This is a genomic window from Mycolicibacterium monacense (assembly GCF_010731575.1).
GTDB lineage: Bacteria > Actinomycetota > Actinomycetes > Mycobacteriales > Mycobacteriaceae > Mycobacterium > Mycobacterium monacense.
This window is the reverse complement of sequence record NZ_AP022617.1, coordinates 5124254-5138979: the sequence shown is the minus strand read 5'-3', so window position 1 is coordinate 5138979 and position 14726 is coordinate 5124254. Positions and strand designations below refer to the sequence as shown.

The 14726-nt window shown below is 70.3% G+C and carries 16 protein-coding genes; 9 read left to right on the top strand and 7 right to left on the bottom strand.

Annotation, left to right across the window (positions count from 1 at the left end; translation table 11 throughout):
* Positions 1-24: 24 nt before the first annotated feature.
* Positions 25-1695, top strand: coding sequence for an FAD-binding dehydrogenase (locus G6N49_RS24565; RefSeq protein ID WP_064875661.1), 1671 nt, complete (start codon positions 25-27; stop codon positions 1693-1695).
* On the opposite strand, the gene G6N49_RS24560 is transcribed toward G6N49_RS24565, so the two are convergent.
* Positions 1696-2841 (bottom strand): flavin-containing monooxygenase, encoded by a 1146-nt coding sequence (locus tag G6N49_RS24560; RefSeq protein ID WP_064875659.1) that lies wholly within the window; start codon positions 2839-2841, stop codon positions 1696-1698. It lies immediately after the preceding gene.
* A 99-nt stretch (positions 2842-2940) separates the two neighbouring features.
* Between G6N49_RS24560 and G6N49_RS24555 the strand changes: the two genes are divergently transcribed.
* Both G6N49_RS24555 and G6N49_RS24550 read left to right on the top strand, forming a co-directional pair.
* Complete coding sequence (locus G6N49_RS24555) at positions 2941-3084, top strand: hypothetical protein (protein WP_163647434.1); 144 nt, start codon at positions 2941-2943, stop codon at positions 3082-3084.
* A gap of 77 nt (positions 3085-3161) precedes the next feature.
* Entirely contained in the window at positions 3162-4607 is a 1446-nt protein-coding gene (locus G6N49_RS24550; RefSeq protein ID WP_064875657.1) for a protein adenylyltransferase SelO, read from the top strand.
* Positions 4608-4610: 3 nt separating this feature from the next.
* Here G6N49_RS24550 and G6N49_RS24545 read toward each other — a convergent pair whose 3' ends face one another.
* Genes G6N49_RS24545 through G6N49_RS24530 form a run of 4 tightly spaced genes read right to left on the bottom strand, consistent with a single transcriptional unit; the run spans position 4611 to position 7140 of the window.
* On the bottom strand, positions 4611-5090 hold the full coding sequence (locus tag G6N49_RS24545) for a hypothetical protein (protein WP_083045490.1): 480 nt from the start codon (positions 5088-5090) through the stop codon (positions 4611-4613).
* A gap of 59 nt (positions 5091-5149) precedes the next feature.
* Positions 5150-6082, bottom strand: a complete 933-nt coding sequence (locus G6N49_RS24540) for an HpcH/HpaI aldolase/citrate lyase family protein (protein WP_011562577.1) — start codon at positions 6080-6082, stop codon at positions 5150-5152.
* Between the two features lie 57 nt (positions 6083-6139).
* Entirely contained in the window at positions 6140-6394 is a 255-nt protein-coding gene (locus G6N49_RS24535) for a hypothetical protein (protein WP_011562578.1), read from the bottom strand.
* Between the two features lie 56 nt (positions 6395-6450).
* Positions 6451-7140, bottom strand: a complete 690-nt coding sequence (locus tag G6N49_RS24530; protein ID WP_064875653.1) for a TetR/AcrR family transcriptional regulator — start codon at positions 7138-7140, stop codon at positions 6451-6453.
* 47 nt (positions 7141-7187) lie between these two features.
* Here G6N49_RS24530 and G6N49_RS24525 point away from each other — a divergent pair, with 47 nt between their 5' ends.
* Positions 7188-8291, top strand: coding sequence for a DmpA family aminopeptidase (locus G6N49_RS24525; protein ID WP_064875651.1), 1104 nt, complete (start codon positions 7188-7190; stop codon positions 8289-8291).
* Positions 8288-9694: an APC family permease gene (locus tag G6N49_RS24520; RefSeq protein WP_064875649.1), complete on the top strand. Its 1407-nt coding sequence runs from the start codon at positions 8288-8290 to the stop codon at positions 9692-9694. The genes G6N49_RS24525 and G6N49_RS24520 overlap by 4 nt, the downstream gene beginning before the upstream one ends.
* A 1-nt stretch (position 9695) precedes the next feature.
* Here G6N49_RS24520 and G6N49_RS24515 read toward each other — a convergent pair whose 3' ends face one another.
* Positions 9696-10349 (bottom strand): TetR/AcrR family transcriptional regulator, encoded by a 654-nt coding sequence (locus G6N49_RS24515; protein ID WP_064875647.1) that lies wholly within the window; start codon positions 10347-10349, stop codon positions 9696-9698.
* Positions 10350-10478: 129 nt separating this feature from the next.
* Between G6N49_RS24515 and G6N49_RS24510 the strand changes: the two genes are divergently transcribed.
* On the top strand, positions 10479-11075 hold the full coding sequence (locus G6N49_RS24510) for a hypothetical protein (RefSeq protein WP_011562581.1): 597 nt from the start codon (positions 10479-10481) through the stop codon (positions 11073-11075).
* Positions 11076-11285: 210 nt separating this feature from the next.
* Entirely contained in the window at positions 11286-12392 is a 1107-nt protein-coding gene (locus G6N49_RS24505; RefSeq protein WP_271035499.1) for a GGDEF domain-containing protein, read from the top strand.
* A 9-nt stretch (positions 12393-12401) separates the two neighbouring features.
* Here G6N49_RS24505 and G6N49_RS24500 read toward each other — a convergent pair whose 3' ends face one another.
* On the bottom strand, positions 12402-13577 hold the full coding sequence (locus tag G6N49_RS24500) for an acyl-CoA dehydrogenase family protein (protein ID WP_011562584.1): 1176 nt from the start codon (positions 13575-13577) through the stop codon (positions 12402-12404).
* Positions 13578-13655: 78 nt separating this feature from the next.
* On the opposite strand from G6N49_RS24500, the gene G6N49_RS29735 reads away from it, so the two are divergent.
* Together G6N49_RS29735 and G6N49_RS24495 are read left to right on the top strand one after the other, a co-directional pair.
* The gene (locus G6N49_RS29735; protein ID WP_268793773.1) at positions 13656-13787 is read left to right on the top strand and encodes a hypothetical protein; all 132 of its coding nucleotides are present in this window, start codon (positions 13656-13658) and stop codon (positions 13785-13787) included.
* Positions 13788-13789: 2 nt separating this feature from the next.
* Positions 13790-14725 carry an SDR family oxidoreductase gene (locus G6N49_RS24495; RefSeq protein WP_235679578.1) on the top strand — a complete coding sequence of 312 codons (936 nt, stop codon included), beginning with the start codon at positions 13790-13792 and terminating at the stop codon, positions 14723-14725.
* Position 14726: the final 1 nt, after the last annotated feature.

Sequence of the window (14726 nt, the reverse complement as noted above, 5' to 3'; positions counted from 1 at the left end):
GGCGGCAACCGATATCTTGAGTTCATGGACGCTGACGTCATCGTGGTGGGCGCGGGTCTCGCCGGCCTGGTCGCCACCCACGAGCTGACCCGCCGCGGTAAGCGCGTCGCGCTCGTCGACCAGGAGAACGCCGCCAACCTCGGCGGGCAGGCGTACTGGTCGTTCGGCGGCCTCTTCCTGGTGGACAGCCCCGAGCAGCGCCGCATGCGCATCAAGGACTCCTTCGAACTGGCGTGGAGCGACTGGCAGGGCAGCGCCGCATTCGACCGCCTCGACGACGAGGACGTGTGGGCTGCCAAGTGGGCGCGCGCCTATGTCGAGTGGGCGGCCGGCGAGAAGCGCGACTACCTCACCGGCCACGGCATCTCGTTCCTGCCGACCGTCGGCTGGGCCGAGCGCGGCGACCTCACCGCCACCGGACACGGCAACTCGGTGCCTCGCTTCCACGTCGCCTGGGGTACCGGCACGGGTGTCGTCGGCCCGTTCGCCGATTCGGCGCTGACCGCCGCGCAGCGCGGGCTGGTGCGGTTCCACCACCGCCACCGGGTCGACGAGTTGGTCTACACCGACGGCGCGGTCACCGGGGTGCGCGGGACGGTCCTGGCCCCCGACAACGCGAAGCGCGGGGCGCCGTCCAACCGTGACACCGTCGGTGATTTCGAACTCTCCGCACAGGCCGTCGTCGTGACGACCGGCGGCATCGGCGCCAACCACGAGATCGTGCGCCGGTTCTGGCCCGAGCGCATGGGCACCGCGCCGAAGTCGATGATCACCGGGGTGCCCGCCCACGTCGACGGCCGGATGCTCGACATCGCCGCGGATTCCGGTGTGCGCCTTGTCAACCGGGACCGGATGTGGCACTACACCGAGGGCATCGTCGACTGGGACCCGATCTGGCCGAACCACGCCATCCGGATCCTGCCCGGGCCATCGTCGATGTGGTTCGACGCGCTGGGCCGCCGCCTGCCTGCGCCGTACCTACCCGGCTACGACACCCTCGGCACACTGCGCTACCTGCGCACCACCCCCGGCATCGCCGAGCACGACCACTCCTGGTTCATCCTCACCCAGCGGATCATCGAGAAGGAGTTCGCGCTGTCGGGCTCGGAGCAGAACCCGGACATCACCGCCAAGGACCGCCGTGGATTCCTCAAGGAGCGGTTGTTCAGCAAGGGTGCACCCGGCCCGGTCGAGGCGTTCAAGCGCAACGGCGTGGATTTCGTCGTCGCCGACGATCTCGAGGAACTCGTCCGGAAGATGAACGCCCTCACCGACGAACCGCTACTCGACGCGACGGTGATCCGCCGCCAGATCGAGGCCCGGGATCTGCAGGTGCGCAACCCGTTCAGCAAGGACGCGCAGATCCAGGGCATCCACAATTCGCGCCGAGCCCTGGCCGACCGGATCGGCCGCACCACGGCACCGCACCGCATCCTCGACCCGGCGGCGGGACCGCTGATCGGGATCAAGCTACACATCCTGACGCGAAAGACGTTGGGCGGCATCCAGACCGATCTCGCCTCGCGGGCCATCGGGCTGGACGGAGCGCCGATCGAGGGACTGTACGCGGCTGGGGAGGTCGCGGGTTTCGGCGGTGGCGGCGTGCACGGTTACAACGCACTCGAAGGCACGTTCCTCGGCGGCTGCATCTTCTCCGGCCGCGCCGCCGGCCGCGCCCTGGCCGACCGGGTCTGACTACCCGGCGGCGAACCCGGCGACCTCCGCGGCCAGCGGACCGGCCTGCAGTCGAAACGACTGCAGCGGCCCGATGATCGGTTCCTCGTAGCCGGCGAACCACAACCCGGGCGCGGCCGGGGGCAGGCCGTTGACCAGCGGCGCCCCGTCCTCGTCGAGCACATCGAGATGCCCGACGAGCGGTTCGAGTCCGTGCCGGTACCCGGTCGCGCCGATGACGACATCCGGGCGGATGGTCCGACCGTCGGCGAGCACCACGGAATCACCCTCGAACGATTCGACCGCGGCGACCACCTCGATCCGGCCCGCCTTGATCTGGGGGACGAGTTCGTCGCCGAGCGTCGGGATGCTGCCGTCGTCGAGCAACGCGCGGTAGATGCCGCGGCGCGGCGCCGGCAGACCGGCGGAGGTGAGGTCACCGAACCAGAGCCGGCTCGCCAGCGCGGCGGCGTGGTCGATCACGGGTACCGGCAGCCGGCTGAACGCGGCACTGAAGGCGTCGACCGGGATCCCGGCGGCCGACCTCGGCATCAGGTGGGGCGGTTCCCGGACCGCAAGCCGCACCCGGCCGGCCACCTCGTCGCTGAGCTGCAGTGCGATGTCGGTGGCGGAGTTACCCGAGCCGACCACCAGAACGTCGCGGCCGGCGAACGGCCACGGATTGCGATAGTCCGCCGAGTGCAGCAGGTCGCCGGTGTAACCCTCCATCCCGGGCCACGCCGGCAGCGCCGGGGTGTGATAGTTCCCGGTCGCGATCACGACCGCGTCCGCGGTGTACGTGTCACCGTCGGTGGTGATCAGCCATCGGTCCCCGTCGCGGTCGATGCGGGTGACGGTGACGCCGAGAGACAGTGGAATCCGTTGTCGCCGTACGTAACTGTCGAAGTAGTCGACCATGTCGTCACGTTTGGGCCAACGGCCGTACCGGCGCGGAATCGGCTGGCCGGGCAGGTGCGACCAGTATCCGCAGGTGTTGAGCCGGAATCCTTCGTAGCGGTCGCGCCAGGTGGACGCGGGTGCCGTGGCGCGGTCGAGGACCAGCGGTTCGATCCTCTGTTCGTGCAGGAGTTGGCGGGCGATCGCCAGCCCGCACGGACCCGCGCCCACGACGACGACGCGCTGATGGCGCTGCTGAGGGGGTGACATCCCGGTCAGTGTTCCCACCGAGCGGTTCGCCCAAGCCGGTTTCCGGTGTGATGCGCCGGGTAGTTCTGTGGTCTACCCCGAACCCTCGAGGAGGATTTGATGAGCTCACCGGAACCGACGCCAGACGACGCCCAGCTGGGGGGAACCCCCGAAGGGCAGGTGCCGAGCGCCAGTCCCGGGTATTCGACCCCTCCGCCGGAAGGCATCCGCGACGCGGAGGATCAGGGCGACGCGGCTGAATAGGCGCGCGTCACCGCTCGTCCGGTGTCCGTGTGCGGACTGCTCGGCTCCGTAGTCTGGATGAGGTGAGTGCCTCACCTGTGACGAACCTCAGCCTGGACGGCCGCTTCGCGCGGGAACTGCCGGAGATGGCGGTCCGCTGGAAGGCCGAGGAGGCGCCCGATCCCCGGCTGCTCGTGCTCAACGACGAGTTGGCGTCGGGTCTCGGGTTGGACGCCGACTGGCTGCGCTCCCCCGACGGGGTACGGCTGCTGGTCGGCAACTCGGTTCCCGACGGCGCCACCCCGGTCGCCCAGGCCTATGCGGGCCATCAGTTCGGTGGGTTCGCGCCGCGGCTGGGCGACGGCCGGGCGCTTCTGCTCGGTGAGCTCGTCGACGGTGACGGCCGGATGCGCGATGTGCATCTCAAGGGGTCCGGGCACACCCCGTTCGCCCGCGCCGGCGACGGGTTGGCCGCGGTCGGCCCGATGCTGCGCGAATACCTGGTCAGCGAGGCCATGCATGCCCTCGGCATCCCGACCACCCGGTCGCTGGCCGTGGTGGCGACCGGACGGCCGGTGCGGCGTGAGAGCGTGCTCGACGGCGCGGTGCTGACCCGGGTGGCGAGCAGTCATCTGCGCGTCGGAAGCTTCCAGTACGCCGCGGTGACCGGGGACACCGATCTGGTGCGCCGACTCGCCGAACACGCCATCGCCCGCCATCACCCCGAGGTTGCGGGGGCGGCCGACCCGTATCTGGGTTTGTTCGAGGCGGTCTGTTCGGCCCAGGCGCAGTTGATCGCCCGCTGGATGCTCGTGGGGTTCGTGCACGGCGTGATGAACACCGACAACATGACGATCTCGGGCGAGACCATCGACTACGGGCCGTGCGCGTTCATGGACGTCTACGACCCCGAGACGGTGTTCAGCTCGATCGACTCGTGGGGCCGCTACGCATACGGCAACCAGCCCTCGATCGCGGCGTGGAACCTGGCACGCTTCGCCGAGACGCTGCTGCCCCTGTTCGACGACGACATCGACCGGGCGATCACGTTGGCGCAGAACGCGCTCGGCGCTTTCGGCCGACACTACGAAGGCGCACTCACAGCCGGTATGCAGGCCAAACTCGGCCTGACCGGAGTGGACGGGCCCGCTGTCGCCCCGCTGCTCGACGAGCTACTGAAACTGTTGCAGGACAACCACATCGACTTCACGTCGTTCTTCCGCGCGCTCGGCCTCGCCGCCCGGGGCGACAACGAACCCGTGCGGGGGTTGTTCGTCGACCTCGCCGGTTTCGACGCGTGGCTCGACAGTTGGCGCGCGCTGGGCCCCGACGGTGCCGCGATGGACCGGGTGAACCCGGTCTACATCCCGCGCAACCACCTCGTCGAGGAGGCGCTGACCGCGGCCGCCGCGGGCGATATGGAACCGTTCGAGACCCTGCTCGACGCGGTGACCGGGCCGTTCGACGAACGGCCCGGTCTCCAGCGTTATGCGGAACCGGCTCCCGAGGCCTTCGGCAGGTACCGCACCTTCTGCGGGACCTGAGGCCTAGGGCGTGGTGGCGCAGCCGACGCCCGGGATGCACCCGGTGGCGCCGCCCGGACCGGCGGTGCCCGAAGGTCCGCCCGGGATCGCCCCCGTCGCGCCCTGAGGTCCGGCCGCGCCGCCCGGACCACCCGGGATCGCACCCGCGGCACCCTGCGGACCGGCCACACCACCCGGACCACCCGGGATCGCACCCGCGGCACCCTGCGGACCGGCCACACCACCCGGACCACCCGGGATCGCACCGGCGACGCCGGGCGGCGGGGGTACGTAGACACCGGGCGCCGGTGGCGGCGGTGGTGGTACGGCACCGCAGCCGGTGCCGTACGGGTCGACACAGCCGGGTGGGCCGCCGGCGGTGTAGGTGATGGTGGAGCCGCCCGACGGGGCAGCGACGACGAAGAGCGCCGGCGCGGCGGCGATGGCGAGTGCGGAGGCACCGGCGGCGAGAACCGGCGTGATCTTTCTGTTATGTGTCACCATGTCGCGGGCTTTACCACTGTGACGCAGGTCTCAAACGTGCCGTTGCGAAATCAAACCACTCAGTAGTGGTAGGTGTCCGACGGCGCAGGCATGTGCACGGGTTCGTCCTCGAATTCGGTGGCCACGATGCCGTAGGCGCGGGCCAGGTCGAGGATCTTGTTCGCCCGTGCGATGCGTGGCAGGTCGGACCCGTTGCGGATCTCCCCGCCGTCACGCTCGAACTCCGCGAAGAACTCGTTCGCCCAGGCGATCTCATCGTGTGACGGTGAGAGCCCCTCGTTGACCACCGAGCACTGTTCGGGGCTCAGGCAGATCTTGCCGGTCATCCCGAACTCCACCGACACCGCGGTCGCCTCGATGAGCCGCAGCGCGCTCGAACCGATCGTCGGCCCGTCGATCGCGCTGGGGAGGTGGGCGGCCTTGGCCGCGATGGTGAACCGCGACCTGGCGTAGGCCAGCGTGGCCGGGTTGTCGCCGAAGCCGGTGTCGCGGCGGAAGTCGCCGATGCCGAAGGCCAGCCGGAAGGTGCCCTTCGCCGCGGCGATCTCGGTGATGCGCTCCAGACCGCGGGCGGTCTCCACGAGCGCGACGATCGGCACGCCGGGCAGACGTTTGGCGGTTTCGCTCACATGGTCGACGGATTCGGCCATCGCGAGCATCACCCCGCCGACGGAGGTGCCCGCCAGCGCGGCGAGGTCGTCGGCCCACCACGGTGTGCCGAAGCCGTTGATCCGGACCCAGTCGGAGTTACCCGCCCCCAGCCAGCGCACCACGTTGTCGCGGGCGAGCACCTTGTCCTTGGGCGCCACGGCGTCCTCGATGTCGAGTACGACGATGTCGGCGCGGGAGCGCACCGCGGCCTCGAACCGGTCCCCGTGCGCACCGTTGACCAGCAGCCAGCTGCGCGCGAGCACCGGATCGATGCGCGATCCGACCTCACCGGGATCGTGCGAGCCGGAGTCGTGGGAGTGGAAGGGGACCTCGTCATACACGCCCTCAATGGTCGCCCAGCGGCTCCGGGCGCGGCACAGCAGGGGCGCGAAGTCCGGTCAGCCGGTGACCGACATCGGGGCCCCGGGTGGCGGGGGCGGGGGCGGCGGCACGGGCAGGCACAGCCCGGTGTTGGTGTCGAGCGCGCGGCCCGGCAGGCAGAACGGCGCGCACCCGTTGGTGACGCCCGTTTCGCCGGGCAGGCAGGCCGAGCTGACGGCGGGTGAGACGAGGGTGGTGACGGCCACCGGCATCGCGGTGAACGCGGCCACCGACAGCGCCGCGACGAGGAGCCGTCGCATCGGATGCGTCATATGTCGACTGTAGGCGCGGCCCGGCTCGGCCCGGACCGATTCATCCCAGACGGCGGTCAGACGGTGTCCGGCAGGTGTGCCGCGGTGGCGAGTTCGGCGTACTGGCGCATCAACCGAAGGGCCGTCTCCCGGCTCATCAGCGGGTCGCGGGCGACGATGCGGTAGCCGAGGTAGTCCTCCATCGCCATCAACGTCATCGCGATGTCGTGGGCCGGCGAGCCGAGTCGGAACACCCCGTCGCGCTCACCGTCGGCGAGGATCCGCGCGTACAGGCCGACCTGACGGTGGTAGATCTCCTGGACGTCGCGGCGCTGGTCGAGTTCGAATCCGGCAGCCAACACCGCCCGCCAGATGGACCGCCATTCGGCGTCCTCGGGACCGGTCGGCAGGCCGGCGGCGATGGTCCTGGCCAACTGCTCCCCCGCGTCGGCGGTCTTTTCGACGACGGCGAGCCGGTCGTCGTAGAAGCGGGTGTCGGACCGCAGCGCCAGTTCGGACAGCAGCTGGTCCATCTCCTTGAAGTAGTACCGCACCGCGTTGGCGGTCAGTCCGAGTTCGGCGGCCACGTCCGCGATCCGCAAGGTCGCGAGGTCGTGGCGTTCGATCAGAGCGATCGCGGCGTCGAGGATCTCCTCACGCCGTTCCGCCTGCCTGTTGGGCCGTGGCACCTTGTCGGGACCCCTTCCGTCACCGCCGATTGTCGCCGAATCAGTCTTCCCCTTGCGCATCCGCCGCCCCGGCCTCATTATTTTCCGAACAGGAAAAGAACTCCACCCCGACTTCCGGAGGCGTCATGCGCACGCGCGACCTCGGCGTCGTGATCGGTGAACACCCCACCGGTCCGCACAACGCCATCACCGACGTCCCCGGCGTGCGGGTCGGGCACACGACGCTGCACCAGGCCGGCCCGCCCGCGGTCAACACCGGCGTGACCGTCGTCGTGCCCCACGACGACATCTGGACCGAACCGGTCTTCGCCGGTGCGCACCGACTCAACGGCAGCGGTGAGATGACCGGCCTGGAGTGGGTCCGCGAATCGGGTGAGCTGACCTCGGCGGTCGGCCTGACCAACACCCACAGCGTCGGGGTGGTGCGCGATGCGCTGGTCGACACCCAGGTCTCCGCCCGCGGCGAGGGTCTCTACTGGTCGCTGCCCGTGGTGGGCGAGACCTACGACGGTGTGCTCAACGACATCAACGGCCACCACGTGCGGGCCGAACACGTTCACGCCGCGCTGACCGGGGCGAACCACGGCCCGGTCGCCGAGGGCAACGTCGGCGGCGGCACGGGCATGATCTGCCACGGCTTCAAGGGCGGGATCGGCACCTCGTCGCGCGTCGCCGACACGGCCGCGGGCCGCTACACCGTCGGTGTGCTGGTCCAGGCCAATCACGGCCGCCGCGAACGGTTCCGCGTCAACGGCGTCCCGGTCGGCGAGATCATCGGCCCCGACGCCGTGCCGCTGCCGGATATGCCGGTCGCGTACGAACCCGGCTCGGGTTCGATCATCGTGATCGTCGCGACCGACGCACCGCTGCTGCCCCACCAGTGCACCCGGCTCGCGCAGCGGTCCGCGCTGGCGGTGAGCAGGATCGGCGGCAGCGGCGAACAGTACAGCGGCGACCTGATGCTCGCCTTTTCGACCGGCAACCGCGGCATCCCGCCGTACTCATGGGACGAGGACACCGGCACCGACCGCCCCGAGATCGCCGTCCGGATGGTCGCGCCGCAGCTGATGACGCTGCTGTTCGACCTCACCATCGAGGCCACCGAAGAGGCGATCGTCAACGCGGTCGTCGCGGCCACCACCGTCACCGGGCGCGACGGACGCACCGCGCACGCCCTCGACCACAACCTGTTCCGCCAGGCGCTGCGCCACACCCGGGAGGCCCGATGAGCACCGACGTCACACCCACCGCCGGGAAGCAACGGCTCGAGGGCCGCCTCGGACCCGTCGCGGTGGTGTTCATGGTGGTCGCGGCCGCGGCACCGCTGACCGTGATCGGCGGCAACATGCCTCTGGCGATCGGCCTGGGCAACGGTGCGGGTGCACCGGTCGGATTCGTCATCGCCGCCCTGGTCCTGCTGGTGTTCAGCGTCGGGTTCGTGACGATGACGCCGTTCGTCCCGGAGGCGGGCGCGTTCTTCTCCTACGTCACCCTCGGTCTCGGCCGACGGCCCGGCACCGGCATCGCCGCGGTCGCGCTGATCGCCTACACCGCGATCCAGGTGGGCATCTACGGCTACATCGGGTGGGCGATCGGCGACACCGTCCGGTTCTACGGCGGCCCGGAGGTCCCGTGGCCGGTGTACGCGTTCGGCACGCTGGCGATCGTCGCGCTGCTCGGTTACCGCCACATCGACCTGAGCGCGAAGGTGCTCGGTGTCGCGCTGGCGCTGGAGATCGGCATCGTGGTGGTGCTCGATCTGGTGATCGTCGCCGACCCCGGCCCCGCCGGTCTGACGCTGACCTCGTTCGCGCCCCAGACGTTCACCCAGGGCGCGGTGGGCATCGCCGTCCTGTTCGCGCTGACCGGGTTCATCGGGTTCGAGGCCACCGCGGTGTTCCGCGACGAGGCCCGCGATCCCGAGCGGACCATTCCGCGGGCGACGTACGCCGCGGTCCTCATCATCGGCGGGTTCTATGCGCTGACCTGCTGGGCGTTCGTGGTGGCGATCGGACCCGACCAGGTCACCGAGGTGGCGCAGCGCACACTCGACGGTGAGGGCAACATGCTGCTCGACACCACCGACGGCAAACTCGGCCGCATCGGCCGCGACATCGTCAACGTGCTGCTCCTGACGAGCCTGTTCGCCTGCGTGCTGTCCTTCCACAACGTGATCGCCCGCTACCAGTTCGCGCTCGCCGGCAAGGGTCTGCTGCCCCGCCGCCTGGCCGGTGTGCACGACCGGCACCGGTCACCGGCGTTCTCGTCGATCGTGCAGACGATCACCGCCGCGGTGATCGTCGGTGTGCTCGCCGTACTGGGCGTCGACCCGCTCGTCGGCGTCTTCGGCTCCATGGCCGGCGTCGCCACCGTCGGGATGGTCCTGTTGATGCTCACCACGTCGGTGGCCGTGCTGGTCTACTTCGCCCGCCATCGCGAACATGCCGGCGGCCGGCTCTGGCAGACCCGCATCGCACCGGCCCTGGCCTGTGCCGGGCTGGTGGCCAGCATGTGGTTGGTGCTGAGCAATTTCACCCTGGTGACCGGCGGCAGCGTGACGCTGAGCGCGGTGCTCGCCGCGATACCGTTCGCCGGTCTGCTGCTCGGCGCCCTGGTGCCGCGGCGCGGCTGATTCAGCGGGGTTCCGGGCGTGCGCACCCGCGCCACACCATCTCCAGCAGATCGGTGAGCGCGGTCTCGTCGAGGGGCGGCATACCGAACATCAGGCGGTAGTAAGCCGGGGAGAACAGCGCGTCGACGGTGACGTCGACGTCGAGGTCACCGCGCAGTTCGCCGGTGGCGATGCCGTCGAGCAGTACGGCGGTGACCGCGGAGCGCCGCGGCAGCAGCCACTGGTCGAGCAGCGCGGTGGCGACCTCGCCGTTCGTCCCCGCAGCCGCGATGACGCGCCGGAACAGCGGGCCGGTCGTGGCGTCGGCCAGGATGGCGTTCAGCGCGCGCACCTGATGGTCGAGCGCACCCCGGGTGCCACTGCCGGTCGGCGGGACGATGGAGCCCTGCATCGACGCCAGCAGCCCCTCGAGCACGATCGCCGCCGCCGACGGCCACCACTTGTAGATCGTGGTGCGGCTCACCGCCGCGCGTTTGGCGATCGCGTCGATGCTGACCGCTCCGGTACCGCCGGCGAGCGCGAGATCCGTGGCGGCCCGCAACACCGCCGCGCGCAGTTCGGCATTGCGCGGCCGCCCGCGACGCGGTGGCTCCGTGGCGGCGATTGCCAGCCCCGGCGCAACGCGTGTACCGTCATTTGTGGACACTCTGTCCACTATATTCTCAGTATTCTCAGCTTTCAAAATCGATTGGGGCTTCGGCAGATATCCATGCGCAGCAGGTTCACCAAATCGTCGGTCTTCGCGAACACGTCGGCTTTCGTCGGAACGACCATCGGCGCGGCGGTGCTCGCCATCGGACTCAGCGGTTGCACCCCCACCGATTCGTCCCCGGCACCGTCGGCGCCGGGACTGCCCACCTCCTCCTCCAGCGAGTCGAGCGCGCCGACCTCGGCGCCGAAGGAGAACAGCTCGGCCGTCGTCGACTACTCCCGCCTGCTCATCGAGCCGACCGACATCAACAGCGCCTACGACACCTTCGTCACCCGCTCGACCGTGCCCAACCGGCGCGGCGGAAAGGGGATCTCGGCGTTGTTCGTCAACCAGGACGACACCCGGGCCATCGGTGTGACGATCTCGATCCTGCCGGACGAGGCCGCAGCGAAGGCCGCGCTCGACGCGAGCCTGACCGCCATCGGCGCCACCGTCACGGGCGGACCACCGGCGCCGTCGCCGGTCGGCACCGACGGCACCGTCATCGTCGGGACCTCGCCCGACGGCGCCAAGGACGTCACCGCGCTGCTCTTCACCAAGGGACCCGCGGTCGCGCGGCTGGAATTCCAGAGCGCACCCGGTGACCCCACTCCGCCCGACGTCGTCACCGACATCGGGATCAAGCAGGCCATCGCCCTACGGGTCGGTCTGCCCAGCGTCACCGGCTGACCCGGATTACTCCCGGTGCACAACGGGCTCACGCCGCGGGTAGGTCCGCTGTGTTTGCCCACCCTGAGCATCCACGGGTACGAGGTGATCTCTGGGACCGCCATTCCGGCGGTGGCCGGAGTACTCACCGAGTTCTTCCTGCACCCGGCGGCATAGTGGTCCAACACCCCGCGTGACAACGGGATTTGCAGGGCCGTGGACAATCGGAGTGTGACGTCGCGCATGGACTCGGTGCGGCGGTGGTGGATGTTGCCCGATCACTTCGACTGGGTGACCGGCTATCTGCGCAGCCGCGGGATGATGGTTGCTGCACGCACCATCCTGTCCGTGATGGTCGGTTCGCTCGCCCTGGTCCCGATCCTGTTGGTGTTCAGCAATTTCGGGCCGAAGTCGACGATCGGTGTGGTGGTGTCGTGGCTCGCGGGCATCGGCGGGTGGGCGACCATGCTCCCCTACGTCCAGCGCTGGCCGACCCGCGTGCAGTCATTGGTGGTGTCGTACATCGCGACCGCCTGCGTCGCCGCGATCTGCCTGGTCCAGTCCGATCCGACGATCGCCTTGGTGGGCTGCTTCGGCTTCGTGACGCCGGCGGCCTACGTCGCATTCCTGCACACCTCCCGCTACACCGCCTACGTCTTCGCGGCGGCGGTGGCGGTGGGCGCGATCGCCGCGACCCGGTTGGCGTCGAGCGGCCAACTGGTCGGCGCGCTCGCGCTGCTCTGGTTCGTCATCGTGCTCAACGCGGTCATCCCGTTCGGCGTCCAGACGATCGTGCACGCGCTCGGTGTGGACGTGGTGCGCTCGGAATGGGACCCGCTGACGGGTCTGCTGACCCGGCGGGCGTTCTACCAACGGCTGTCCACCCTGGTCGCCGGTGACCAGCCGGCCGACCGCAACCTGCTGGTCGCCGTGATCGACCTCGACAGGTTCAAGAACCTCAACGACACCCAGGGCCACGCCGCCGGTGACCGGGCGCTGATCGCGGTGGGGCGGGCGCTGTCGCGCAGTTCCGACGACGACGCGCTGGTGGGCCGCACCGGCGGTGAGGAGTTCGTCGTCGCCACGGTGTCGGCCTCCGCCAACCCGACCCAGCCGGCGATGCGGTTGCTGTCCGCCATCGAGAAGGCGGCGCCGCTGACGGCCAGCGTCGGGACCGCGAGCGTGCCGCTGATGCGACTCCGTGTCACGGGCTGGCGGGCGGGCATCGACGAGGCGATCACCGCCGCCGACGCGGCGATGTACGACGCGAAACGCGCAGGCGGCAACCAGGTCCGGCACCGGGAGCTGCCGATGACGGCGGACGACGACCCGTCCTGACCCGGCCGCTCAGAGCCCGGGCTGGTCCTCGATGATCCCGAGCCAGATCTGCGCCGCGTCGATGGCCACCTTCTCCGAGATGAATGCGTGCTGGGTGCCGGTGTAGATGTCCCGGAACGCCCGCTCGAGGCGGCTGCCCTCGCGGATCGCGTCGGTGCCCGCCACCAGGTGCGCCCACTCGGCGCACGCCCTCGCGGTGTCGGTGGCGTAGACGGCGGCCACCCGCATGTCGGCGCGTAACGCGGGGGTGAGGTCGGCGCCTGCGGCGACCGCGGATTCGGCGGTGGTGAACGCGTCGAGCACCAGGAGCCGGGCGGCGCGCCACGCCGCGGTGTGGTGGGCCAGCCCCTTCTGGAAGGTGGGGCGGCTCGCCAGCGAGGCCATATCGCTCATCCGGAACTTCGTCGCGGCGAGGTCGGACACGTCGTCGAGCATGCTCTTGGCGACCCCGAGCGCCCAGGCGGCGTGCCCGGCGGCGGTGACGGGCATCAGACCCATCCGGGCGGCCGGTGAGTCGCCGCGCAGCGGCCTACGGGCGAACAGCGGGAACGTGCGCTCCGCGGGGACGAACACGTCGTCGACGCGGTAGTCGTACGACCCGGTGCCCTTCAGCCCCTGGACGTGCCAGCCGTCGGTGAAGGTCACCTCGTCGCGGGGCAGCACCGCCACCTGCATATCGGGGACGCCGTCGCCGGCCCAGCGGATCTCACCGGCGTCCATCGGCAGGAAACCCGCTGCAACGTACTGGGAATGGCCGGTGCCCGATCCGAAGCTCCACGACCCGCTCAGCCGGTAGCCGCCGGAGACGGCCGCGCCCTGGCCATTCGGGAAGAACTGGCCGCCCATCGTGACGCGGTGGTCGTGTGCGGTGAAGACCTCGGCGAAGCCCTCGTCGGGCAGGTAGCAGGCCGCGGCGAACGACGACGGGAAGTTCGCGATTCCGATCCAGCCGAACGACCCGTCCTGCCAGGCCATTTCGATCCACGTCTCGATCATCTCGGTGAAGGACGGCTCCGCACCCCCCGCCGGGATCGGGTTGAACGCCGACATCAGCCCGCTCGCCCACATCTCGTCGACGATGTGCGGCGACAGCGTGCGCAACCGTTCACTGTCGTCCGCGCGGGAGCGCACGAGGTCCCGCATGTCACGTGCCAGCCCGACGACCGCGCCGTGTCGTGTCTTCATCGCGGACGACCGTAACGGTTTGCCTCGGCCGCCGACGGGTATTTCAAGATCCCGTCACCTTACGGAAGGGAGCAGGCGATGAGCACTCCGATGCCTCGGCCGTGGCTGCTGCGCGCGGTGTCTGCGGTGTTGCCGCGCCGGGCGCCCAAGAAGTCGGTGTGGGTGCCCGCCGCGCCGTCCTACCTGAGTCATCAGCTCAGAATCCGCTGACGGTGATCGACGATGCGGTGCGGTTGGCCGGTCGGACCGCGATCCGGTTGGCCCGCGGGATCCCCGTGGTCGGCAACCGGTTCGGCGCACCCCCGCATCTGGACCTGGACGGCCGGGTCGTGTTCGTCACCGGCGCGGCACGCGGGCTCGGCGCGCAGATCGCCCGCCAGGCGCACGCGCGCGGCGCTCAGGTGGTGCTCGTCGGGCGCACCCTGAAACCGCTGGAGGATCTCGCCGCCGAACTCGGCGACGGGGCGGCCGCCTTCGAGGCCGACGTCACCGACGCCCCGGCTTTGCGACGCGCCGCCGAGGGTGCGGTCGCCGCGTTCGGCGGGATCGACGTCGTGTTGGCCAACGCCGGGATCGCGCCGCCGTCGGAGACGGTCGCCACCATCGACCCGGACGAGTTCGAGCACACCGTCGAGGTCGACCTGCTCGGCCAGTGGCGCACCGTACGCGCGACGCTGCCCGCCGTGATCGCGGCCCGCGGACACATCGCGTTCGTCGGCTCGATCTACGCATTCTTCAACGGTGTGCTCGCCGCCCCCTACGCGGTCAGTAAGGCCGGGGTGGAACAGCTTTCGCGTGCCCTGCGGGTGGAGCTGGCGCAGCACGGTGTCACCGCGGGCATCGCCTACCTCGGTTTCATCGACACCGATCTGACCAGCGATGCCTTCGCCGACGAACACGCCGCCGCGATCCGTTCGGCGGCGCCCGGTTTCATCACCCGGCCGATGAGTGCCGAATCGGCCGCCGCCGCCGTGCTCTCGGGTGTCGAACGCCGTGCCGCGCAGGTCACCGCACCCGCGTGGGTGGGTCCGGTGCTGGCGGCGCGCAGCCTCACCACCGCCGTGATGGACGACGTCCTGATGCACAACCCGCGAGTCAGCGATGCGGTACTCAGCGCCGAAGACGATGTGGCGCAGAGAGATTCATAAC

Excerpts from the sequence above, each read along its gene's own strand:
- G6N49_RS24565 (WP_064875661.1), top strand. The coding sequence starts at position 25 with ATGGACGCTGACGTCATCGTGGTGGGCGCGGGTCTCGCCGGCCTGGTC.
- G6N49_RS24560 (WP_064875659.1), bottom strand. The coding sequence starts at position 2,841 with ATGTCACCCCCTCAGCAGCGCCATCAGCGCGTCGTCGTCGTGGGCGCG.
- G6N49_RS24555 (WP_163647434.1), top strand. The coding sequence starts at position 2,941 with ATGAGCTCACCGGAACCGACGCCAGACGACGCCCAGCTGGGGGGAACC.
- G6N49_RS24545 (WP_083045490.1), bottom strand. The coding sequence starts at position 5,090 with ATGGTGACACATAACAGAAAGATCACGCCGGTTCTCGCCGCCGGTGCC.
- G6N49_RS24535 (WP_011562578.1), bottom strand. The coding sequence starts at position 6,394 with ATGACGCATCCGATGCGACGGCTCCTCGTCGCGGCGCTGTCGGTGGCC.
- G6N49_RS24530 (WP_064875653.1), bottom strand. The coding sequence starts at position 7,140 with ATGAGGCCGGGGCGGCGGATGCGCAAGGGGAAGACTGATTCGGCGACA.
- G6N49_RS24525 (WP_064875651.1), top strand. The coding sequence starts at position 7,188 with ATGCGCACGCGCGACCTCGGCGTCGTGATCGGTGAACACCCCACCGGT.
- G6N49_RS24520 (WP_064875649.1), top strand. The coding sequence starts at position 8,288 with ATGAGCACCGACGTCACACCCACCGCCGGGAAGCAACGGCTCGAGGGC.
- G6N49_RS24500 (WP_011562584.1), bottom strand. The coding sequence starts at position 13,577 with ATGAAGACACGACACGGCGCGGTCGTCGGGCTGGCACGTGACATGCGG.
- G6N49_RS29735 (WP_268793773.1), top strand. The coding sequence starts at position 13,656 with ATGAGCACTCCGATGCCTCGGCCGTGGCTGCTGCGCGCGGTGTCTGCG.